Below are 22,492 nucleotides of genomic sequence, written 5' to 3'. Positions count from 1 at the left end.
AGCAGCTGCTTAACTAATAACAAACACTATATCAAATCCCGCGTTTTTAATGCTTTTTTCATGACAAACTAAGTCGTGTATAACCCGCGAAAAAGTGTACTTTCGTGGCTTCATTTCAAATCATGAGCGATCAGATTAAGCATGAATGCGGCGTAGCTTTTATACGGTTGCGCAAACCCCTCTCATATTATCAGCAAAAATATGGTACGGCAATGTATGGCTTAAATAAGCTATACTTATTGATGGAAAAGCAGCACAACCGCGGCCAGGATGGCGCCGGTGTGGCTACTATTAAGTTGAACGTGGAGCCGGGCAACCGATACATCAGCCGCCACCGTTCAATGGCCAGTAACGCCGTAGCCGACATTTTCGAATACATCCAGAAGAAGTTTGCTGAGGTAGAAAAACTCCATCCCGAGAAGATGAAGGATGCCGATTGGCTCAAAGAAAACATCAGCTTTACCGGCGAGGTTTTACTGGGGCACTTGCGTTATGGCACCCACGGTAAAAACAGTATTGAAAGCTGTCACCCGTTTTTGCGCCAAAACAACTGGATGACCCGTAACCTCGTAATTGCCGGTAACTTTAACATGACCAATGTTGACGAATTACTGCAGCAATTGTATGCGCTGGGGCAGCATCCTAAAGAAAAAGCTGACACCGTAACGGTACTCGAAAAAATTGGCCACTTCCTGGATTCGGAAGTACAGGGTTTGTTTGACCAGTTTAAACGCGAGGGTAACGACGATAATATTGAGATCACTAAAATGATTGGCGACAACTTAAACGTAGCCAAGATTTTAAGAAAATCAGCCAAAAACTGGGATGGCGGTTACACCATAGCCGGTATTTTGGGCCATGGCGATGCATTTGTAATGCGCGACCCATCCGGTATTCGTCCGGCATTTTATTATTACGATGATGAAGTTGTAGTAGTTACCTCGGAGCGTCCGGCTATTCAAACTGCCTTTAATATTCCGCTTGATAAAATACAGGAAGTTAAGCCCGGTCACGCACTGATTATCAAAAAGGATGGCAGTTTCAGCGAGCAGCAGTTTAGCGAGCCTAAAGAAAAAAAATCATGTTCGTTTGAGCGTATCTATTTCTCGCGCGGCAGTGATGCATCTATCTACCGTGAGCGTAAGCAGTTAGGCCGTTTGTTATGTGCACAGATACTGGAAGCTGTAAATTATGATGTAAAGAACACGGTATTCTCCTACATTCCTAACACCGCCGAAATTGCTTTTTACGGCATGGTTGAAGGGGTTAATAAATACATTAAACAATACCAACGCGACCGCCTGTTAAACCGCGAAGACAAGATTAGTGATGAGGAGCTGGGCGAAGTGCTGAGCATGGCGCCGCGGGTGGAGAAAATTGCCATTAAGGATGTTAAGCTGCGTACCTTCATCACCCAGGATGCCGACCGCAGCGAGATGGTGGCGCACGTGTACGATACCACCTACGGCCTTATTAACCGCGATGCTGACACACTGGTGGTTTTGGATGACTCTATAGTACGTGGCACTACGTTAAAGCAAAGTATTCTGAAGATACTTGACCGTTTAGGCCCAAAACGTATTATCGTGGTATCATCAGCACCGCAAATTCGTTACCCCGACTGCTACGGCATTGATATGTCGCGTATGGGCGAGTTTGTGGCGTTTGAAGCAGCAGTGAGCTTGCTGAAAGAGAGCGGACAGGAAAATATTTTGGTAGAAGCTTATCAAAAGGCGAAAGCGAGCTTGTCGCAGCCTAAAGAAGAAGTAGAAAACTACGTTAAAGCCATCTACGAGCCGTTTACCGATCAGCAAATTTCAGATCGGATAGCGCAGATCATCACGCCTAAAAATATCAAAGCAGAGGTGCAGGTTATTTACCAAACACTGGACAACTTGCATACAGCATGTCCCGACCATTTGGGCGACTGGTACTTTTCGGGTAATTACCCTACACCCGGCGGCAACAAGGTTGTTAACCGCGCCTTTGCTAACTGGATGGAAGGTAAAAACCAACGTGCCTATATGTAAGCACCAACATACTATACTAAACCAACAAGGCCCGGTGCGAAAGCAACCGGGCCTTGTTGGTTTAAGTAATTTCGGTTATTTGTAAATTAGCTTGCTGTTTTTGAATACGCGTGTCCACTGGTCGATAAATAATGGGCCAAGCATTTGTTTTTTTACCGCCACAAAGTTATTGTACAGGTTTTGCCTGCCTTGCGTTACAAAATATAGTTGCGACTCAGGGTTGCGTATTTTACCCATACCAGGACTGATCCGGAAAATAATCCATGGGTTTGGTACATTTTCTTTACGCTCAATCATCATCAGTTTAGATTGCGGTGCGTTTACCCTGGTCTTATTATAAATGGTGTTCATGATTGTAGTTAGCGGCATATTCCTGGCGCCTTTCATGCTTACCGTGGTAACAATGATGCTCCAGTTATGCAGTGTTTCGGTACCGGGCACCAGTTCCATCATCCGGGCATTACCGCTCTCCTGGTCTGAAGCAATCTTCCACTTGTACTCGGTGGGTAAAAAGAGCCTTAAGGTTTCGTTATTGTTTTGTGCAAAAAGCCGGCTCAAAGCACCCAATAATGCCAAAAAAAGCAACAAAGTCTTTTTCATAGGATGAATGTGTTTGTGACTTAATAACCACCTCAACGGTCATCCGGTTTGTTATACCTGTAAATTGAGTTAGCTTGTAGCCAGCGGAGAAAATACGTAATGGGTAACCAGCCTGTCAAAAATAACAAACGCAGCAATGATGAGCGCTGCACCTGCTACGTAATTTAAACGGTGTACAAAGGTTACTGAGATGTGCGCCCTAAGCTTGTTAGCATAAAATGCTTTGATAACATCCATACCAAACTGCACGCAGAGTATGGTAAAAAACATTACGGCAATTTTAAGTTGCCGGTGCGGGATGCCTTTGTGATAAACGGTGCTGGCAGTACCAATTACGGTAATCCAGTGCAGCAGCAGGGCGGGGTTAAAGATGCACATCAAAAAGCCCTTAAAAAAGTAGCCGGCGCGGTTTATACGGGCAGGGGTATGGGAGTTAAAATCAACTACGGCTTTTTTAGTGAGGTAGTGCGTGCCAATAATTAAAAGAATGATGCTGCCCACCACACCTAACCAAATTTTGGCTTTTTCTGATACTTCGAAGAACTGCGAACCAAAGATGATAGCACCCACAAATACTACATCGCTGCAAACCACACCCAATGCTAAGGCAGCGCCGGCCTGAAAGCCGCGCTCTACGCTGGTTTTAATTAATGCGAAAAAAACAGGACCGGTGATAAACGTGAGTACTAAGCCAATACCAATTCCAGAAATAATAGCTTCAAACATTATACAGTTCTAATTTTACGCCCGGCGAATATGCAACTTATCTGTTAAACAATAAAAGGCAAAATTGTTGCACCAATGTGTAAATGTATACTATATTATTATAAAAATTGCAGTATGTTAGCACACTTAAAAGCCAAATATATAAGTTTAACATGCAGCCAAACAATTCTAAAAGCTATGGTTCAGCGTTGTATACCCTGATTACCGTATTCTTTTTCTGGGGCTTTTTAGCAGCCTCAAACGGGATCTTCATTCCGTTTTGTAAAACCCACTTTAACTTAACCCAATTTGAGTCGCAACTGATCGATTTTACCTTTTACGGAGGATATTTCATTGGTTCGCTTATCCTGTATTTTGCATCGCAGGCCAGCCGGGTAGATATTTTAAATAAGCTGGGCTATAAAAACGGTATCATTTTAGGTTTAATAATTTCAGCTGTTGGTGCTTTAGGTATGGTTCCGGCCATAGGCTCAGGTGCTTTCGGGTTCATATTAGCGGCTTTCTTTGTGATTGCCGTTGGTTTTTCTTTGCAACAAACAGCAGCAAATCCGTTTGTAATTGCCCTGGGGTCGGCAGAAACTGCCGCAAGCCGTCTAAACTTTGCAGGAGCCGTAAATAACTTTGGTGGTTTGATGGGGCCGGTAATTGTTGGCGTGCTTTTATTTGGTACCGCTAAAGGTGCAAGTGCTGCCAAGGTAGAAATATCATCGGTTAACAATTTATATTATGCTTTAGCCGGTTTGTTTGTTGCTGTAGCTGCGTTTTTTTGGTTTCGTGATTTACCTAATGTTACGAGCGACGAAAAGATTGAGCCAAGTAATAAAGCCAACTTACCGTTGTTTATCATCTTTATTGCCTTCGGACTAATACTGGCGGCAAATCCTTTAAGTAACGCTACGGGTTTATCTCAGGCTTACTTTGTATATGCATCACTGGCAATTATTCTGTGCTCGCTCATTGGGTCTTTACTTTCTGCTCAAAAAGATGGGCAAGGTTGGGGAGCAATGCAATATCCGCAGTTGATTTACGGAATGCTGGCTATTTTCATGTACGTAGGTACCGAGGTTACCATCCAAAGTAATATGGGCGCTTTGCTCAAACTGCCGGAATTTGGCGGCTGGAACGAAAGCGACATTGCACCGTTTATTTCTTTGTACTGGGGCAGCTTAATGATTGGCCGTTGGGCTGGCGCTGTAGGCGCGTTTAATTTGCAAACCAGCACCAAGTATGCTTTAACCATCATAATGCCTTTTGTGGCCTTTGCCATAGTGCTTCTGGCTAATTATATCTCTGGTGCGGCCATCAGTCATTTGCTGCCTTACGCTGTTTGTATCGTGGTGATGATTATTGCTTTCTTTTTAGGTAAACAAAAACCGGCACGTACACTTACCGTATTCGGTTTGCTGGGTGTGGCCTTTATGTTGTTAGGCTTATTAACTACCGGTATTGTTTCGGTTTACGCCTTCATTAGCGGTGGTTTATGCTGCTCTATTATGTGGCCGTCTATCTTTGCATTGTCGGTTACCGGTTTGGGTAAATATACCAGCCAGGGGTCAGCGTTTTTAATCATGATGATTTTAGGTGGATCAATTGTGCCGCCGGTACAAGGTATTTTGGCTGATACTGCCGGTATCCATTTGTCGTACATCATCCCAGTAATTGGTTTTGCTTACTTGGCATTTTTTGCCTGGAAAGTGAGCGGTGAGTTGAGAAAACAAGGCATTGACCTTGACCATGTAGAAGCTGCGGGCGGACACTAAGCAACCAAATGAGTAAACTCTCTTTTGATCAGATATTCATGAACCTGGCCAGTGACCTGGCCAGGCGTTCGCATTGTGTGAAGGCACAGGTAGGGGCTGTGCTTACCAAAGATACCCGCATCATATCAGTAGGGTATAATGGCCCGCCCGCGGGCACGCATAATTGCGACGTGGAGTGGCCCGAAACCGGTTGCCCGCGTGATGCCCGGGGCAGTTGCTCGCTGGCCCTGCACGCCGAAGAAAACACAATATTGTACGCCGTTAAAAATGGCGCTAAGTTAGAGGGGGCTACCATGTACACCACCCTGTCGCCTTGTTTGCCTTGCGCAAGGCTCATATTTTCGGCAGGAATTACCCGTGTATATTATCAGCATTCTTATGCCGAATATAAGGGTTTGCCGAGTGATGAAGGCGTCGATTTTTTGAAGCGCTTCGGTGTTGAGGTACTCAAATTTGAGCCAGAAGACAGAGCCGTTACTTTTTAAGTAACGGCTTTACTTTTTCTAAAGCAAATTGTAATTGCTGCTCTGGGGTAATATTGGTATTATCTAATATAATGGCATCCTCGGCCCGCATTAACGGGCTTTCTTTACGCGTGGTATCAGAATAATCGCGGTGCGCTAAATTCTCAAATACATCTTCGAGCGTAATATCAGGATTATTGGGCTGCAACTCTTTAAAACGGCGCTCGGCCCTCACCTTCGGATCTGCCGTCATAAATAGCTTAAGCTGCGCGTTAGGGAATACGGTTGTGCCTATATCACGGCCATCCATTACAATATCTTTTATGCGCCCCATGCGTTGCTGCTGGGCAACCATTTCTTTACGTACCTCTCGTATGGCCGATACAGGACTTACGTTTTCAGACACCGGCATCAGGCGAATCTCGTCAGACACCTCTTCATCATTCAGCGTGATATGTGTCTGGTAATCGCGAGAATGAAAATTGAGATGGATATTTTTGAGCGCTTCGGTCACCTGTTCAGTATTGGTCAGATCAATGTGGTTGCGTAAAAAATAAAGGGTTACGGCACGGTACATGGCACCGCTGTCAACGTATATAAAATGGAGTTCTTTGGCTAAGGCTTTGGCTAACGTGCTTTTTCCGCACGACGAGTAACCATCAATAGCCACCACAATGTTCTTGCTCATCGGGGTACTAAGGTACAAAAATGCTTAAAGTTTTTGCAGCTTAGGTTTTAAACTTAGCTTTGAGAAATGAATTTTACTAAAGCCGATTTGCGAAAAGAGCTGACTTACAGAGCATCACGAAGCGGAGGTAAAGGCGGACAAAATGTAAACAAAGTGGCTACTAAGGTGGAGCTGTTGTTTGATTTGCAGCAGTCGGCACTATTTACCGGCGAAGATAAAGTTTGGCTCACTGCCAAGCTGCAAAGCAGGCTCAACCGCGACGGTTTAATACATCTTACCAGCGAAGAGTCCAGAAGCCAGCTGGATAACAAGGAGCGGGCTGTAGATAAACTCTACGCCCTGTTAGAGCAAGCGCTGCAAAGGCCCAAGGCTCGCAAACCCACTAAAGTAAGTAAACAAGCCAGGGCTAAACGCCTGGAGCAAAAAAGGCTGCAATCCGTTAAAAAACAACTGCGCAAAAGCGATTATTAAATTAATCTGAAATACTTTAATTAAAGCGGTACAGAATAGTTGCCGAGCCCCACTGGTGGGTATTAAAGGTTTGCGTTTTTACATCGCGGGTATGAAACACAGCGGCCAGATCAAAGACCCAGCGTTTACTGCCATACGCCAAACCTACCTGCTGACTAAGCATTGTGCGGTTAGGCGTGCTCCGTATCTCGGGTCCGCCTGGTTGGCTATCCTGAAATAAGCCGCCTTCAACCGTGGCATCATAAGCTATATAATTAAACTGAGGCTTGTAATACAAAAACAACTCATGGCTATGCAGTGGCGTTGTTGAAGAGTTACGGGTAGAAACGCTTTGCGTGCTTACCGAGTTAAAAAGCTGATTAAAATTGCCAATCCTTACCAACGGACCAACCCCTGCGCCATTAAAACCGGTACCGATGTTTGCGTAGGCAGATGCACTTACGTCAATCCAAGAGGCGCGTGCGAGTAGGCGGTTGTACTCTGCTGCTAAATTTAGCTGAAAATTGTTTCGGATTTGATATTGCCACCCGTTAAGCGTGTAGAAGCCAAAGGTGTTATGAATAATGTTTTGTACCTGCCTGCCTAAAGCAGCAGGGCCAATCGTGCCGGTTTGCGCACTCAGCTTAACATTGCTTTCGTTTTTGTAAAGCAGGTTTAAATTGGCACCGGCATACAAATAAGCAGCGAACGGCCTGTCAACAAAACTGGCGTTAGGCACGTAGCCCGATATAGGGTTAAACAGTTTTTGCCCAAGCTCAATACCTAATACCTTATTGGCCAGTTTAGTGCTGTTATTGGTTTTTAAGGCCTGACGGTAAAAGATGAACAATCCGTTGGTGTAATAACGATCAGAACCCTGCGCCAAAAACGAGTCATTATCAGACTGGAAGCCAAACTCATGAGCATGGGTTTGCGCCGAGGTAACTTCGTTAGCAAATAATAGTGCTGCCAGTGCAGCGATGAACCGAAATTTCATGTTTGGGAGAAAGGGCTAAAATAATAAAAAGCCGGATGGTTTGTCCGGCTTTGTTTCACTATGAGGTGATATATTAAAATGTGTAGCCAAAGCTAATGCCACCAAAAAACGGCATAAAGCCTGTACTATTAAAAATTGGAGTAACGGCAGCTCTAAAATTAAAACCACCGTCTTCGGGCTGGTAACGGTAGCCGAAAGTCATGGTACCAATAGCGCCGGTGGCATCTTCTATAGAAAAGAAATCTTCGTGATTATTTCCGCTTGTGTTGATGATGGTGGCACCAAGTCCTATTTCAAAGTATTTACCTTTTTTACCAAGCAAATAATTTACCTGCAAGGGTACAGTCAAAATTGAGTTACCATCTAAAGAAATATAACCTAAGCCTGCACGGCCACCAATACCGTCGCGGCGCAGACCGAAACGTGTGTCGTAATTAGCCGATAATAATAGGCCGGGGCCGCCCAGCTCAACAAATATATTTTGTGCACGGGTGGTGACTACAGAATTTTGAGCAAAAGAATGTTTACAGAACGTGCACAGAATAAATGCAAAAAGGAAAAAAGTTTTGGTTAGTGTACTCATGGTTTAGTTTGAAGCCTAAACATAAGTAAACTAACCAAATATTGCAATTAGTCGGCGTAATTAACCACCGGTTTTAGTTCTTCGTTAACGGTTAAATCAAGCGGTTCTGCTACTAATTCATCTAACAGGGCAAGGTTAATTACCTCGCGCATTTCTTTAACATAGTAGAACTTGAGGTCTTTAATATAATCTTCCTTAATTTCCAAAATGTCTTTCTGATTGGACTGGCACAGGATGATCTCTTTAATGTCGGCACGCTTGGCGGCAAGTATTTTCTCTTTAATACCACCTACTGGCAATACACGTCCGCGCAAGGTAATTTCGCCGGTCATGGCCAGGTTAGGTTTCACTTTACGCTGTGTAAACGCCGACGTTATTGCGGTAAGCATGGTTACACCAGCCGAGGGACCATCTTTCGGTGTAGCACCGGCCGGTACGTGGATGTGAATATCCCATTGGTCGAACAGCTTAGGATTAATGTTAAAATAACCTGCATGCGCACGAATATAGGCCAGCGCAATGATAGCCGACTCTTTCATTACATCACCCAGGCTTCCGGTAAGTGTTAAACGACCACGACCAGGACTTAAACTGGCTTCAATAAACAAAATATCGCCGCCAACCTGTGTCCAGGCCAAACCGGTTACCACGCCGGCTACATCATTACCTTCGTATAAATCTTTATCAAACAGGGGCGGGCCCAGGTAGCGTTCAACATCTTTTTTGGTAACGGTAGTGTTGTATTCTTCTTCGAGGGCTATGCTTTTGGCCACGCCACGAACAATAGAGCCTACTTGTTTTTCTAAACCGCGCACGCCCGACTCGCGGGTGTAATCTTCTACCACCTTTTCCATTACGTCGTTTTTTATTACCACGTCTTTGGTTTTGATGCCGTGGGCCTCGCGTTGTTTGGGTAGGAGGTGTTGTTTGGCTATTTCAATTTTTTCTTCAATAGTATATCCGCTTACCTCAATAATCTCCATACGATCAAGCAAGGCAGGTTGTATGGTGCTCAAAGAGTTGGCTGTAGCTATAAACATGACGTTCGAGAGGTCAAAGTCCAACTCTACATAATGGTCATAAAAGCTGCTGTTTTGTTCGGGATCCAAGACTTCTAAAAGGGCAGAAGATGGGTCGCCTCTAAAATCGTTGCCTACTTTATCAATTTCATCCAGGATGAATACCGGGTTAGCGGCACCGGCCTTTTTTACTGATTGAATGATACGGCCCGGCATGGCACCAATATACGTTTTGCGATGACCTCTAATCTCGGCTTCATCACGTACACCACCCAAAGCCATGCGCACATATTTTCGGCCCAGGGCCTTGGCTATTGATTTACCTAATGATGTTTTACCAACCCCCGGAGGACCAACCAGGCACAAAATGGGTGCCTTCATGTTATGCTTTAACTTAAGCACAGCCAGGTATTCTATAATGCGTCTTTTAACCTTGTCCATACCAAAGTGGTCTTTATCCAAAACCTTTTGGGCACGCTTCAGGTCAAAATTGTCTTTGGTAAAATCGTTCCATGGCAAATCCAGCAGCAGCTCCAGGTAGTTAATTTGTACCGAATAATCTGCAGCAGCGGGGTTAATGCGCTGCAGCTTTTCAATTTCTTTATCAAAGTGGTCGCTTACCTCTTTGCTCCATTTCTTTTTAAGTGCCCGTGCACGCAGACTTTCAATTTCAAGATCGGGGGTGCTGCCACCTAACTCTTCCTGTATGGTTTTAAGCTGCTGGTTTAAAAAGTAGTCGCGCTGCTGCTTGTCTAAATCGGTACGTACCTTGGTTTGTATCTGATTTTTAAGCTCCAGCATTTGCAAATCAGTCGTCAGGTGTTCCAGCACCAGGTGGGCACGGTCGCGTACGCTCGGTGTTTCCAGGATGCGTTGCTTGGCATCCATGTCGGCATTCATGTTTGAAGCAATAAAGTTGATTAAAAACGTAGTGCTTTCAATATTGCGGATGGCGATGCCTGCCTCGCTCGGTATGTTGGGCGATAACTGAATGATACTCATGGCCATATCCTTAACAGATGATACCATGGCCTTAAATTCTTTATCTTCTTTGATGGCTACCTCTTTAAACGGCTCTATCGAGGCTTTAATGTAAGGTGAGCTCTGTACTTCCTCTTTTAATACAAAACGCTTTTTACCCTGTAAAATAACGGTGGTGTTACCGTCGGGCATTTGCAGCATTTTGATGATGAGTGCGGTGGTGCCAATTTGGTGTAACTGGCTAAAATCCGGATCTTCAACATTTACATCCTGCTGGGCAACTACGCCCACCATGCGGTCGCCTTTATTGGCGTCGCGAATGAGTTTAATGGATTTATCGCGGCCTACAGTAATCGGAATCACCACACCCGGAAACAACACAGTATTACGTAAAGGTAAGATGGATAAAACGTCAGGAACCTGCTCGTTGTTCATTTCCTCTTCGTCTTCGGTAGACATTAGCGGAAAGAACTCCGAATCTTCGTTTATGATGGGTAAGGTGTTCTTTATATCAAATAGATCGAAATTCATTATTACCTTTCTGTATAGTTTTGATAAATGGCGTCAAGTTGTCAGCCAACGCCGGGGTTCAAGGGGCCGAAGCATACAAAAGTACGTTTTTATGTTCTAGAATACTCCAGCCAACAATAGTTTCAATTGACATGCCAAGACTCAATGCCCTGACAAATTACCATAATTAGTAACCGCATGTATGTAATAAAGTAACAATTTGATGAATTATTTGTACCTTAATGAGTATACTTGCCTGAATGAATTACGCTAAAAAGGTGCTTTTTAAGAAACCAGGCATGATTGAGAGTAAAAAAGTTTTACACAAACCAATTATAAGTACAATAAATTGCCACCCGGTTAGTTATTGTAATGTTAATTCAGCTAACATCTGATCTGATGAGGAGGATATCCGTCATACTGTCCTTTATTATTGCTTCGAGTATTGAGGGCTATGCTCAAAACGCGTACATGAAGCTCGGCTTTCAGGCTTTGATGGACAAAGACTTTAAAACCGCCGTAAGGCAGTTAGAGAAGGCTTGCGTAGTAGACTCCAGCAATGCTAATGCTTTGTGGATGCTTGGTTACTCGTATTACCACAGCGAAAATTACAAAAAGTCGATTTCTGCGTACACTCGTGTACTTTCTATTAACGGCACAGACCATTCGGCGTATTCTTTCCGCTCGAAAGCCAAAAGCAATATGGCTAAAGATACCCAGTTGCCCGACAACGAGAAAGAAAAATACCTTTTGGGTGCCATCGCCGATTTAACCAAAGCCATTTTAATTAAACCAGAAAATACTTACTATCAAAACCGCGCCTTAGATTATAAGGATTATGCTGCCTTAAAAATGGCGCATCCTGGTTATGATAAGCAACGTGTGGCAACTGCTCTTAAAGCAGCTATAGGCGATTTTGAAAAGATACTAGCCAATAATCCGTCGCGTAATGACATTGCATCCCTGCTCGACGTTACCAAAGAGAAGCTGGCTACGGCAGTCGGGCATCATTAACTTTCTTATTTGCTGAAGTCGTGATATTGCTTATTGATATATGCACCGAAGAACGACTTTTAATTAGCTTAAATCTACGCTGCTAAAATTATCTGCGTTAGCAAGGTAATAAATATCAGTCTGTTGGTATACTTAGTATAGCATAAACAGGCGAGGCGTTGTTTAATAGACAATTAATTAAAAATCAAACTTGTGCGTCGCTATTTGAACATTACCTGTCCAACTCGCCCAATACAAAATCAATCGACCCAATAATGGCAATCAAATCCGCAATCATAATGCCTTTAGACATTTCGGAAATAACGGAGAGGTTGTTAAAACTTGGCCCCCTGGCTTTTACCCGGAAAGGTACTTCGGATTTGCCGTCGGTCATAAAATAAAAGCCCAGTTCACCTTTGGAGCCTTCGCCGCGCATGTAGTAGTCTTGCGCTTTAGGCGTAATTTTGCGCGGAAGTTTAGCACGCGGGTCAAAGTCGGGTGTGCGTTTCAGTTCTTTTTGCAATCGGTCGAGGCACTGCTCAATAATTTTGAGCGATTCACCAATTTCGTCAACCCTTACCTTGTTGCGGTCCCAGCAGTCGCCTACGGTACCCATCAGGCCCTGCCCGCAGGGGATGTCAAAATCCAGCTCAGGGTAAGCCGAGTAGTTGTCAATGCGGCGCAAATCCCACTTCAGACCCGAACCGCGCAACATGGGGCCGGTACAACCGTAGTTAATGGCTACATCCAAGGGTAATATGCCCACGTTAGCCGTACGACTGATGAAGATCTGGTTATTGGTAAGCAACTCGTTAAGCTCTACCATTTTGGGCTTAAAATAATCTACAAACTCCCGGCAGCGTCCTTCGAAGCCAACAGGCAGATCAAAAAATAGTCCGCCAATCCAGATGTAGTTGTATAGCATGCGCGAGCCCGATGCCCACTCGAGCATACCCATAATATGTTCGCGGTCGCGGAAGCACCATAAAAAAGGTGTAAACGCGCCAATATCAATACCGTACGTACCTATAGAGATTAGGTGGGAGGCAATACGGTTCAACTCGCAAACCAACACCCGAATGTATTCTACCCGTTTGGGAATGTCCTTGTCAATACCCAGCATCCGTTCAACACCCATCACCCAAACATGGCTGTTATTCATCGATGATAAATAATCTAGGCGGTCGGTAAAGGGAATGGTTTGCTGATACGTAAGCGACTCCGCATGTTTCTCGAAGCAACGATGCAGGTAACCCGCATGCGGAATCACTTCTTTCACAATCTCACCATCGGTGATGAGCTCCAGCCGTAAAACGCCGTGGGTTGAGGGATGCTGCGGCCCCATATTCAACACCATATCTTGCGTAGCTGCGGCAGCTATTTTCTGATGATATCTTTCGAGTGCAGTTGTTGACATGGTTGGTAGTTCAGTAATATTAATCTTGCTTTTGCAGCTTGGGGACAGTTCGCTTTTTAATCTATTTTGATGCCTTTGTAGTATTCAGCGGCCTGGTAGTCTTTCCTCAACGGGTAACCTTCCCAATCATCAGGCAGCAGGATGCGCCGTAGGTCGGGGTGGTTTTCGAAAAAGATACCTACTAAGTCGTAAGCTTCGCGTTCGTGCCAGTCGGCCGTACGGTAAACTTCAGAAACGCTAGGGAACGACGGCAGATCGTTCACATCACGCCCGTGTTCTTTGCTTATTTTCAGGGTAAGCTGCAGCTGATAGGGTATGGAGGTTAAGTGATACACCACGCCAAACTTATTAGCGGTTGTCCCATAATCCACACCCGAGAGGCACGCCAGAAAATCAAAATAGGTAGCTGGGTTGTTGCGCAGCTCCAGGCAAACGTCGGCTATGCGGTCGGGCGCTATTAATAAGGCCGGTTGCAAACCGCCGGTTTCTTCGCCTAGCACAACTTCTTCGCCAAAGTGCGCTGTCAGTAATTGCTTAATACCCTCAAACGTCATGGTGCTAATCTTACAATCTTCCAGGCGTTTTTGCCGGCATTTTTATATAAAAGACGGTCGTGCAGGCGGCTCGAGCGGCCCTGCCAAAACTCAATGAGTTGTGGTTTAACAATATAACCGCCCCAAAAATTAGGTTTAGGTATTTCTTTATCCTGATACTCAGCCTCCAGTTGCTGCCATTTATTCTCCAACACTTCCCGGCCGGCAATTTCCTGGCTTTGCGGCGATACCAGCGCGCCTAACTGGCTGCCAACAGGACGGGTATGAAAATATTTTTCAGACTGTTCTTTGCTCAATTTTTCAACCGTGCCCTCAATGCGTACCTGACGCTCTAACTGGCCCCAGTTAAATATTAAGGCCGCGCGCGGATTTTTGGACAGCTCCTTACCTTTGCGGCTCAGGTAATTAGTATAAAAAGCAAAACCTTGGTCACTAAATCCTTTCAGTAACACAATACGGGCCGAGGGCATACCGTTAACAGTTGCGGTGGCTAAAGTCATGGCGTTGGGTTCCCATATTTCGGCCTTCAGCGCTTCGTCGAACCACTTTTCAAACTGCTTTATAGGGTTGGCAGCAGCATCATTTTCCAGCAGTGTGCTGGCACGGTAGTCCTGCCGCAGGTTTTGTATGTCTTGTAAATCCATTGTTTGCAAACTTACTAATTGCAAATATCATTTACCCGTCAAAACCAGTAAATGAACATATTTTGCTCCCTTACGTTATAATGTTACAAATACAATTTATGCTAAGTTCTATATCTCCGGCTGCAGGCCGTTTACTTATATCTGAGCCATTTATGATGGACCCTAACTTTAAACGCTCGGTTATTATACTGGCAGAACACTCCGAAGAGGGTACTTTGGGTTACGTACTTAACCACATCAGCGATTTTAACTTAAGCGATGTGCTGCCCGATGTTTCGTATTCTGAACTGCCGGTTTATGTGGGCGGACCAGTAGCTAACAATACCCTGCACTTTATACACCGTTGCCCTGATAAAATTGAGGGTGGTGTTGAAATTTGGGACGGTATTTATTGGGGCGGTAATTACAACCAAGTAAAAGAGCTGGCATCAGCCTACCAGCTAAACCAAGACGAAATTAAATTTTTTGCCGGCTATTCGGGCTGGACACCCAGACAGTTAGAAGCCGAAATTGCAGAAGACACCTGGATTGTAGCCAATAAATTTAACCCCGAAATTTTGTTTACCCAAGATGAACAGAATTTATGGCGTGAGGTAGTAATTAGTTTGGGCCAGCGTTACGCACACATCGCTAACTTTCCGGAAAATCCTACTTTGAATTAATTATTGGGGTTAGCAAATGAGTTTATGCAATAATACACGGCCTGTTTAAAACAGCCCGTGTATTTCGCGTTCAATCAAGTTAATGATCGATCCTAAATCCTCGGTGTTGTTGGCAAAGTCGAGGTTATCCATGTCTACTACCAGCAGCTTACCTAATTTGTAGTTAGCTATCCAGTTTTCGTACTTCTCGTTCAGTTTAGATAAGTAATCTAATCGGATACCAATTTCGTACTCGCGGCCGCGGCGATGAATATTACTCACCAATTTAGGGATAGATGCTTTCAGGTACACCAGTAGATCGGGCGGATTGATAAATGAAGTAATGTTTTCGAAAATGGATTGATAGTTCTCAAAATCGCGGGTGTCCATCAGGTCCATATCGTGCAGGTTGGCTGCAAAAATATAGGCGTCTTCGTAAATGGTACGGTCCTGGATGATGTTTTTCTGGCTTTGCTGTATGTCCGTGATTTGCCTAAATCTGCTGTTCAAAAAATAAATCTGCAGGTTAAAGCTCCAGCGCTTCATATCTTTATAAAAATCTTCCAGGTACGGGTTGTTGTCTACCGCTTCATACTGCGGTTCCCAACCGTAATTTTTAGCCAGCAATCCGGTTAAGGTTGTTTTACCGGCACCAATATTTCCTACAATAGCAATATGCATATGGTGAGTTGATGGTTATTAGTTAATGGATTATAGGCAAGCTTAAAAAGGTGCAAAGTGTAAGTCAGGATACACCTATGAACCCTGATGTATTGAGCAATTGCTAATTAAAAATTCCTAAACCCTATAATTTCGCGTATTTCTCTAATAGTTTTCGAAGCACTTTCGCGGGCTTTGGCAGCACCAAAACGCGCCACCTGGCGCAGGTAAGGCTGGTCGTTTGCAATGTCGCTGATGCGCTCGCGAATAGGTGCTGTTGCTACAATCATATCCTCAGCCAGTTGCTTTTTAAAATCGCCGTAACGTATCTGGCAATGGTTGTACAAGTTATCAAAGTGCTGTAAGGTGTCGGGTGTAGACACTACTTGCATCAAATCAAACAGGTTTTGTATTTCTGCAGGTTTCTCCTGGTTTTCTGCAGTCGGGCCGCCATCGGTTACGGCCTTCATCACTTTTTTGCGGATCACCTCAGGGCTGTCTGACAAATACACGGCATTACCTTCACCTTCAGATTTACCCATTTTGCCCTTACCATCCAACCCTGGTATTTTTACCAGTTTATTACCATAACTAAACGCGTAAGGCTCAGGGAAGTACTCGTGGTTATATAAACGGTTAAAGCGGTTACCAAAGGTGCGGGCCATCTCGAGGTGTTGCTCTTGATCTTTGCCCACAGGCACTTTAGTGGCTTTGTGTATTAGTATGTCGGCAGCCATTAGCACTGGGTAAGTGAGTAGGCCGGCATTTACATTATCGGGGTTGGCGCGTACCTTGTCTTTAAATGAGGTGGCGCGTTCCAGCTCGCCCAGATAGGCGTTCATGTTTAAGTAAAGGTATAGCTCGGCTACTTCGGGTACGTCCGATTGGATGTAGATGGTAGCCTGTTCCGGGTCAATACCAGCCGCCAGGTACTCAATTAAAACTTGTTTAACATTGCCATGCAAATCGCCGGGCGTAGGGTGGGTAGTAAGTGAGTGCAGGTCGGCTATAAAAAAGTAGCAGTTGTAATCGTGCTGCATTTTTATAAAGTTTTGGATAGCCCCGTAATAATTACCCAAATGCAGTTTACCGGTTGACCGAATACCACTAACAACAGTTTCCATAATGGCGCGAAAGTACAGAAAATTTATATTTTTGAGCGCGATGAAAAAACTATTGAAGAAACTGCACGCTCATTTTTACCGTTACAGCGTGGCTGTTTTCTTTTTTACGTTCTGGCCTTTTTTATACTTTTTTTCGCGCAAGCCGGAACGCTATCCTCAGATGAATTTTTTTAGAAAGGTATGCGGCTTTTGCAGTTCGGCTATATCGGGCATTTTTTATAATTTTATTTACGAGCAGCCCATTGATTGGAAACAGACCTACATAATCTGCTCCAATCATACCTCCAACCTAGATATATCGTCTATGAGCTTGCTGGTGAAAAACAATTTTTGTTTTATAGGTAAGGAAGAGCTACTGAAAAATCCGGTAACCAAGCTGTTTTTTCAAACGGTTGATATACCCGTTAACCGCGACAGTAAGATGTCGTCGTTCCGGGCCTTTAAAAGTGCTGCCGAGCGTTTGCAGCAGGGCATGAGTATGGTCATCTTTCCGGAAGGGAAAATACCCGACGATTACCCGCCGCAGTTACACGATTTTAAGAACGGCCCTTTCCGCCTGGCCATTGAGCATAAAATTCCTATCATCCCGGTAACCTCACTTAACACCTGGCAAATGTTATGGGATACCGGTCTGGAGAAAGGCAGCAAGCCGGGCATTTGCCACATTTATGTGCACCGGCCCATCAATACTGATAACCTTACCGTGGCTGATGCTGATCACTTGCGCGACGAGGTTTACCGGATAATAAATACTAAGTTTGAAAACTATGCAAATTGATAAAGATACCGTAGCTAAAATTGCGCACCTAGCCCGCCTGGAAGTAAACGAACAGGAAACCGAAACCCTGGTAGGCGACATGAACAAGATACTTGACTTTATGGCGAAGCTTAACGAGGTAAACACCGACAATATAGAACCACTGATTTACATGACACAGGAAGTAAACGCCCTGCGCGATGATGTGGTGAGACAAGACATTACCCACCAAGAAGCCTTATTAAATGCGCCCAATCAGGACGGCAAGCACTTTTTGGTAGCCAAGGTGATTGAGCGAAAATAATCCTTCTCTTTAAATAGTAAACTCACTCTGTTTTATGAAAACCGAGAAACAAAAAATGTTATCGGGCGAATATTACCTGGCTAACGACCCTGAGTTGCTGGCCGAGCGCACTAATGCCAAGCGCCTGCTGCACCGTTTAAACGTAACTGAGTATGTAGTAGGTGAGGGCACCCGCAGTATACTGGCCCAACTCATTCCCAACGCCCCGGCTAACTTGTACATCGAGCCGCCCTTTCATTGCGATTATGGTTATAATATTACCTGCGGCGATAACGTGTATTTCAACGTAAACTGCGTAGTGCTGGATGTTGTGCCCGTAACTATTGGCAACAATGTATTTTGCGCACCAGGCGTGCAAATTTATACGGCCACACACCCGCTGAACGCAGAATTTAGAAGAAGCAAAGAAAGCGGCGAACCTGTTACCATCGGCGACGATTGCTGGATTGGCGGGGGCGCTATTATTTGCCCGGGTGTAACCATAGGGTCTGGTTGTGTGATTGGTGCCGGAGCGGTAGTCACTAAAAACATTCCGGCCAACTCGCTGGCAGTAGGCAATCCGGCTAAAGTAATCCGGAAGCTGAACGAGGAAGCAGCCGAGTCTTGAGCCGCTTAGGCGAGAAGTTTTAATTAAAAAAACTGTTTTCTAAAACAAAATTCCCTTTATATTTTTTAGCTAATTACAACTGAATTTTTAGCAAACAGATTCACGCTAAAACTTTTTGGAGTGGTGTTATGCGGCATTGTTGCTGCTTGTCTGTATAAATTATTTTAGAGCTATTTGTTTTAAAGTATCTTAGGCTAAAATTTATCTAATTTTAAATTTCATTTAAAGTGCATGAATAAGACCCGTTTGCTTGATTGTAACCAGCTGCTTGATATATTTTCTGCGTCGCATATTGCAACTGCAATTTATACTACCGAAGATCTGGTTATTGAGGCGGTGACTGATGCGATGCTTGCTTTTTGGGGCAAAGATCGATCGGTAGTGGGTTTACCGCTTGAAGTGGCAGTGCCAGAACTGGTGGGCCAGCCATTCATCAATCAAATGCGGAATGTTATTTCTACAGGTCAAAATTTTGCCGGCAGTAGCATACCGGCACAGCTTAGCAACAACAAGCAGTTGCAAACCAGCTACTACGATTACGAATATCGGGCACTTAAAAATGAAAGCGGCCAGGTTTATTGTTTGCTGCACACGGCTACTGATGTTACCGATAAAGTACTTGGTGAGCAGGCCATTTCGCACGAGCAGGAGCATTTGCTTAATATAGCTAATGAGCAGGCATTAAATGAGGAACTGGCAGCAGCCAACGAAGAACTAAGCGATGTTAATGAAGAGTTGCAGCAAACTGAAAAGCAATTAAGTGAACTAAATGCAGCGTTAGAAGACCGCATTGCGGCACGTACCAGTCAGCTGGCATCAAGCGAAGCCCGCATGCGTTATCTGATTGACGACGCTCCTGTGGCTATTGCGGTGCTGAGTGGGGAAGATTTTGTAGTTGAGCAGGCCAATCAATACATCCTAAAGATATGGGGTAAAACGCCGGCCGTTATTGGCCAAACCATCTACCAGGCTTTGCCCGAAATTAACGGTCAGGGATTCTTTGAATTGTTAAAAGATGTTTTTGCCACTGGCAAAGCGTTTTTAGGTAACGAAACGCCCGGCAACATGGAGTACAATGGGCAGTTAAAGCAAATTTTTACAGACTTCGTATTTAAGCCGCTTAAAGGCGAAGACGGTAAAACGCACAGTATTATGATTGTGGCTACCGAGGTGACCGATAAGGTTAACGCCCGCAAGGCTACCGAAGCTGCCAAACACCGGGTAGAAGCTATGGTGAAAACTACTCCGGTAGCCATGACTATTTTAAACGGGCGCGATTTAATTATCGAGTTGGCTAATGATGCCATGTATGGCATTTGGCAGCGTACTGCCGGGCAAACCATCAATAAACGTTTAGTTGACGTTTTTCCGGAACTCATCGGTCAGCCATTTCCCGAACTGTTAGCGCAGGTATTTGATACCGGCGAGCGCGTTGCTTTCCCCGCTATGCCGGTCACTATTCATCGCACCGACGAAACTGTTAAGCAGATTTATGTCAATTTCTCATATGATCCTATTTTCGACCAGTTTGGTCGTGTAGAATCTATCCTAGCATCGGTTATTGATGTGACCGAATCAGTTGAAGCACGGCAAGACTTAGAATGCAGTCAGCATCAGTTACAGGAGATGACCGAGGAACTGGCTTCTTCTAACGAAGAGTTGACATCGATTAACGAAGAGATGATGGCATCCAACGAAGAGCTGGCGGCTATCAACGAGCAGTTGGTAAGCACGCAACGCCATCTGCAAGATACCATCTTGCAATTGGAGGAAAGCCGCGAGCGCTTTAGCTTTTTGCTTAACTCCATCCCGCAACAGGTATGGACAGCTAATGAAGACGGTTTTATTGACTATGTTAACGATGTGGTTGCCAAAGAATTCGGTAAGGACAAATCTTTTTTAATTGGAGAGGGCTGGCAAAGGCTCATCCATCCGGAAGATTTACCTAAAGCGTTAGAGCGTTGGCTGCATGCGTTGGAGAATGGTAACGAATACCAGGTTGAGTTTAGATTAAAGCTAAGCGGAGGGCGATATGAATGGTACTTGGGGCGTGCCGTACCGCTTATTGAGCAGGGGAAAATTAAATTGTGGTTAGGTACCAATACCAACATTCATCTGCAAAAAACTAACGAGCAAAAGAAGGATGAATTTTTATCGATAGCGAGTCATGAGCTAAAAACGCCGCTTACCAGTATTAAGGCTTTCAACCAGCTAATGGCCCGCGGAGGCGACGGCGCTCAACTGTCGGGCTTTGTAAAAAAATCAGCAGATCATATTTATCGTCTCGAAAAACTAATTGCTGACCTATTGGACGTTACCCGCCTTAGCGCCGGCAAACTGGAGTATAACATGCAGTCTTTCAGCTTTAAACAGCTGCTTACCGAAAGTGTTGAGAACATTCAGCACATGGCGCCTAACCATGCCATTGTGCTGAAGAATGCAGTAGAGTTTGATTTTACCGGCGACTACTTCCGCCTGGAACAGGTAATGAACAATTTTTTATCCAACGCGGTAAAATATTCGCCTAAAGGAGAAAAAGTGGTGGTAGATAGTAAACTGGAACAGGATCAGTTAATTGTGTCTGTACAGGATTTTGGCATTGGCATTGAGCCATCGCATATTAACAAGCTGTTTGACCGTTATTACCGGGTAGACAATACTGCTATGCGTTTTGAAGGGCTTGGCCTGGGGCTGTTCATCTCGTCTGAAATATTGAAACGGCACCAGGGCAAGGTGTGGATAGAGAGCGAACTTGGACAAGGTTCTACTTTTTATTTCAGCATACCTATTGTTCAGGAACCGGCTGATACCAACAGTATCAACGTAGATTTAGGCACCAGCATGAGCGCAGCTAATTAACGCATTTTTATAAAACGGTGCTGTCGTCTAAATAGGCGGTAAGTATTAAATTCTTCTTTAGGATTGAGTGCCTTTGTGTATGGGTAGTAGGTAGTCACTGTTACAAGTCTAAATTGCGGCATCAATTAAGATTATGCGTGGGAGGTAAAAAGCCTCCTGTCAAGTCGTTTCAAGCTTATAACCTTTGCCATGAACATTAATTAAACGTACTGACGGATCCTGATCCAGTTTTTTACGCAGTTTAGAGATAAACATATCCAGGCTGCGGCCCACAATTACGCCGTCATCTTCCCAAACTTTCTGTAAGTCGCTACGGTCTACTACGGTGTTCAAATGCCGGGCAAGTATGCTCAAGAGTTTAAATTCTTTATCAGATAATTTGATTTTCTCTTCTTTCAGTTCCAGGTATGGGTGAGCTGGGTTAAACCAGTAACGTCCGATATATATTACCGGGGTGACAGTAGGAAGGGCGGGCGATACTAGATTTGCTGAAGGTTTGTGCTCACCACGGTTCAGCCCAAGTCCTGAAAAAATCAAGATTAAAGCCGCCAAACCGCTACCCGCGCCAACGATATAATTCTTGTTCAGCATTCCGGTGCTGTTTTTACGAAATGTTATATGAACAAGGTAATTTGCCCTGGGCTGCGTGCGGCCTTTGCAGGGCATCACCTGGTTTTGCTCAGTTTTTAAAACCGCAAAGCCATACACTACCTGGTTGCTAAGGCTGTCCACAAAGTTCACTACATAGTCGGGCGGTAAGTGGTTAGCTGTAATGGCTTGCCTGATGATTTTCATGACACTGTCGGTCTTAAATATCAAAGCGCGCTCAAACTGTATCTGATATTCATGGTCATTGATTTTACTGACAGGCAACACCCTCGAAGTGCTGTCGCCGGAGCTGAGCAAAATTTGATGACCAATACTCCGCATCACCACAGCTTCTTTGCCGGTTGCAAAAGTATCCGATTCCGGCTTAAGGCAAGCGACCACCGCAGTAACGATGAGTAGGATGGCAGAGATGAAAAGCAGCCGGGGTTTGAGCATCATGCATAAAAATATATATTATCTGCCGATAAGCCCTTCTAGATGGCAGATTTTACACTTTTTACAATTCATTTTACGCT

General features: G+C 44.5%; 22 protein-coding genes. 10 read left to right on the top strand and 12 right to left on the bottom strand.

The window, feature by feature from the left end; translation table 11 throughout:
• Positions 1–122: 122 nt before the first annotated feature.
• On the top strand, positions 123–2,030 hold the full coding sequence (locus AAGR14_RS11970; RefSeq protein WP_342644450.1) for an amidophosphoribosyltransferase: 1,908 nt from the start codon (positions 123–125) through the stop codon (positions 2,028–2,030).
• Positions 2,031–2,105: 75 nt separating this feature from the next.
• Here the strand turns inward: AAGR14_RS11970 and AAGR14_RS11965 are convergent, their stop codons facing one another.
• Both AAGR14_RS11965 and AAGR14_RS11960 read right to left on the bottom strand, forming a co-directional pair.
• On the bottom strand, positions 2,106–2,630 hold the full coding sequence (locus AAGR14_RS11965; RefSeq protein WP_342644449.1) for a hypothetical protein: 525 nt from the start codon (positions 2,628–2,630) through the stop codon (positions 2,106–2,108).
• Between the two features lie 69 nt (positions 2,631–2,699).
• Positions 2,700–3,356: a LysE family transporter gene (locus tag AAGR14_RS11960; RefSeq protein ID WP_342644448.1), complete on the bottom strand. Its 657-nt coding sequence runs from the start codon at positions 3,354–3,356 to the stop codon at positions 2,700–2,702.
• A 152-nt stretch (positions 3,357–3,508) separates the two neighbouring features.
• On the opposite strand from AAGR14_RS11960, the gene AAGR14_RS11955 reads away from it, so the two are divergent.
• Together AAGR14_RS11955 and AAGR14_RS11950 are read left to right on the top strand one after the other, a co-directional pair.
• A complete protein-coding gene (locus AAGR14_RS11955) occupies positions 3,509–5,116 on the top strand; it encodes an MFS transporter (RefSeq protein ID WP_342644447.1) in 1,608 nt (535 codons plus the stop codon).
• 8 nt (positions 5,117–5,124) lie between these two features.
• Positions 5,125–5,601, top strand: coding sequence for a dCMP deaminase family protein (locus AAGR14_RS11950; protein WP_342644446.1), 477 nt, complete (start codon positions 5,125–5,127; stop codon positions 5,599–5,601).
• On the opposite strand, the gene cmk is transcribed toward AAGR14_RS11950, so the two are convergent.
• Positions 5,591–6,268 (bottom strand): (d)CMP kinase, encoded by a 678-nt coding sequence (cmk, locus tag AAGR14_RS11945; RefSeq protein ID WP_342644445.1) that lies wholly within the window; start codon positions 6,266–6,268, stop codon positions 5,591–5,593. The genes AAGR14_RS11950 and cmk overlap by 11 nt on opposite strands.
• A gap of 66 nt (positions 6,269–6,334) precedes the next feature.
• Here cmk and arfB point away from each other — a divergent pair, with 66 nt between their 5' ends.
• The gene (gene arfB / locus AAGR14_RS11940; RefSeq protein WP_342644444.1) at positions 6,335–6,739 is read left to right on the top strand and encodes an alternative ribosome rescue aminoacyl-tRNA hydrolase ArfB; all 405 of its coding nucleotides are present in this window, start codon (positions 6,335–6,337) and stop codon (positions 6,737–6,739) included.
• A 16-nt stretch (positions 6,740–6,755) separates the two neighbouring features.
• Here the strand turns inward: arfB and AAGR14_RS11935 are convergent, their stop codons facing one another.
• The 3 genes from AAGR14_RS11935 to lon all read right to left on the bottom strand — a co-directional run bounded on the left by AAGR14_RS11935 (position 6,756) and on the right by lon (position 10,829).
• On the bottom strand, positions 6,756–7,715 hold the full coding sequence (locus tag AAGR14_RS11935) for a lipid A deacylase LpxR family protein (protein WP_342644443.1): 960 nt from the start codon (positions 7,713–7,715) through the stop codon (positions 6,756–6,758).
• 73 nt (positions 7,716–7,788) lie between these two features.
• Positions 7,789–8,298, bottom strand: a complete 510-nt coding sequence (locus AAGR14_RS11930; protein ID WP_342644442.1) for a hypothetical protein — start codon at positions 8,296–8,298, stop codon at positions 7,789–7,791.
• Positions 8,299–8,345: 47 nt separating this feature from the next.
• A complete protein-coding gene (lon, locus tag AAGR14_RS11925) occupies positions 8,346–10,829 on the bottom strand; it encodes an endopeptidase La (protein ID WP_342644441.1) in 2,484 nt (827 codons plus the stop codon).
• A gap of 378 nt (positions 10,830–11,207) precedes the next feature.
• Here lon and AAGR14_RS11920 point away from each other — a divergent pair, with 378 nt between their 5' ends.
• Entirely contained in the window at positions 11,208–11,822 is a 615-nt protein-coding gene (locus AAGR14_RS11920) for a tetratricopeptide repeat protein (RefSeq protein ID WP_342644440.1), read from the top strand.
• Between the two features lie 211 nt (positions 11,823–12,033).
• Here AAGR14_RS11920 and AAGR14_RS11915 read toward each other — a convergent pair whose 3' ends face one another.
• The 3 genes from AAGR14_RS11915 to pdxH are packed head-to-tail and all read right to left on the bottom strand — an operon-like array spanning position 12,034 to position 14,416.
• Positions 12,034–13,218, bottom strand: a complete 1,185-nt coding sequence (locus AAGR14_RS11915) for an NADH-quinone oxidoreductase subunit D (protein WP_342644439.1) — start codon at positions 13,216–13,218, stop codon at positions 12,034–12,036.
• A gap of 56 nt (positions 13,219–13,274) precedes the next feature.
• Positions 13,275–13,772, bottom strand: coding sequence for an NADH-quinone oxidoreductase subunit C (locus tag AAGR14_RS11910; protein ID WP_342644438.1), 498 nt, complete (start codon positions 13,770–13,772; stop codon positions 13,275–13,277).
• Entirely contained in the window at positions 13,769–14,416 is a 648-nt protein-coding gene (gene pdxH / locus AAGR14_RS11905) for a pyridoxamine 5'-phosphate oxidase (protein ID WP_342644437.1), read from the bottom strand. Before pdxH ends, AAGR14_RS11910 begins: the two co-directional genes overlap by 4 nt.
• Before the next feature lie 98 nt (positions 14,417–14,514).
• On the opposite strand from pdxH, the gene AAGR14_RS11900 reads away from it, so the two are divergent.
• Entirely contained in the window at positions 14,515–15,078 is a 564-nt protein-coding gene (locus tag AAGR14_RS11900; protein WP_342644436.1) for a YqgE/AlgH family protein, read from the top strand.
• Between the two features lie 45 nt (positions 15,079–15,123).
• Here the strand turns inward: AAGR14_RS11900 and AAGR14_RS11895 are convergent, their stop codons facing one another.
• A complete protein-coding gene (locus tag AAGR14_RS11895) occupies positions 15,124–15,738 on the bottom strand; it encodes a deoxynucleoside kinase (RefSeq protein ID WP_342644435.1) in 615 nt (204 codons plus the stop codon).
• A gap of 107 nt (positions 15,739–15,845) precedes the next feature.
• A complete protein-coding gene (trpS, locus tag AAGR14_RS11890) occupies positions 15,846–16,841 on the bottom strand; it encodes a tryptophan--tRNA ligase (protein WP_342644434.1) in 996 nt (331 codons plus the stop codon).
• A gap of 40 nt (positions 16,842–16,881) precedes the next feature.
• Here trpS and AAGR14_RS11885 point away from each other — a divergent pair, with 40 nt between their 5' ends.
• From AAGR14_RS11885 to AAGR14_RS11870, 4 genes are all read left to right on the top strand, one after another.
• Positions 16,882–17,619 carry a lysophospholipid acyltransferase family protein gene (locus AAGR14_RS11885; protein ID WP_342644433.1) on the top strand — a complete coding sequence of 246 codons (738 nt, stop codon included), beginning with the start codon at positions 16,882–16,884 and terminating at the stop codon, positions 17,617–17,619.
• Positions 17,609–17,902: an Asp-tRNA(Asn)/Glu-tRNA(Gln) amidotransferase subunit GatC gene (gene gatC, locus AAGR14_RS11880; RefSeq protein WP_342644432.1), complete on the top strand. Its 294-nt coding sequence runs from the start codon at positions 17,609–17,611 to the stop codon at positions 17,900–17,902. The genes AAGR14_RS11885 and gatC overlap by 11 nt, the downstream gene beginning before the upstream one ends.
• Positions 17,903–17,936: 34 nt before the next feature.
• Positions 17,937–18,509, top strand: a complete 573-nt coding sequence (locus AAGR14_RS11875) for a sugar O-acetyltransferase (RefSeq protein ID WP_342644431.1) — start codon at positions 17,937–17,939, stop codon at positions 18,507–18,509.
• Between the two features lie 231 nt (positions 18,510–18,740).
• On the top strand, positions 18,741–21,368 hold the full coding sequence (locus tag AAGR14_RS11870) for a PAS domain-containing protein (protein WP_342644430.1): 2,628 nt from the start codon (positions 18,741–18,743) through the stop codon (positions 21,366–21,368).
• A gap of 159 nt (positions 21,369–21,527) precedes the next feature.
• Here AAGR14_RS11870 and AAGR14_RS11865 read toward each other — a convergent pair whose 3' ends face one another.
• Positions 21,528–22,415: a winged helix-turn-helix domain-containing protein gene (locus tag AAGR14_RS11865; RefSeq protein ID WP_342644429.1), complete on the bottom strand. Its 888-nt coding sequence runs from the start codon at positions 22,413–22,415 to the stop codon at positions 21,528–21,530.
• Between the last annotated feature and the right edge of the window lie 77 nt (positions 22,416–22,492).

It is taken from the genome of Mucilaginibacter sp. CSA2-8R (genome assembly GCF_038806765.1).
Classification (GTDB): domain Bacteria; phylum Bacteroidota; class Bacteroidia; order Sphingobacteriales; family Sphingobacteriaceae; genus Mucilaginibacter.
Note: the sequence above shows the minus strand (reverse complement) of the source record. Positions and strands in the feature narration are given on the sequence as shown.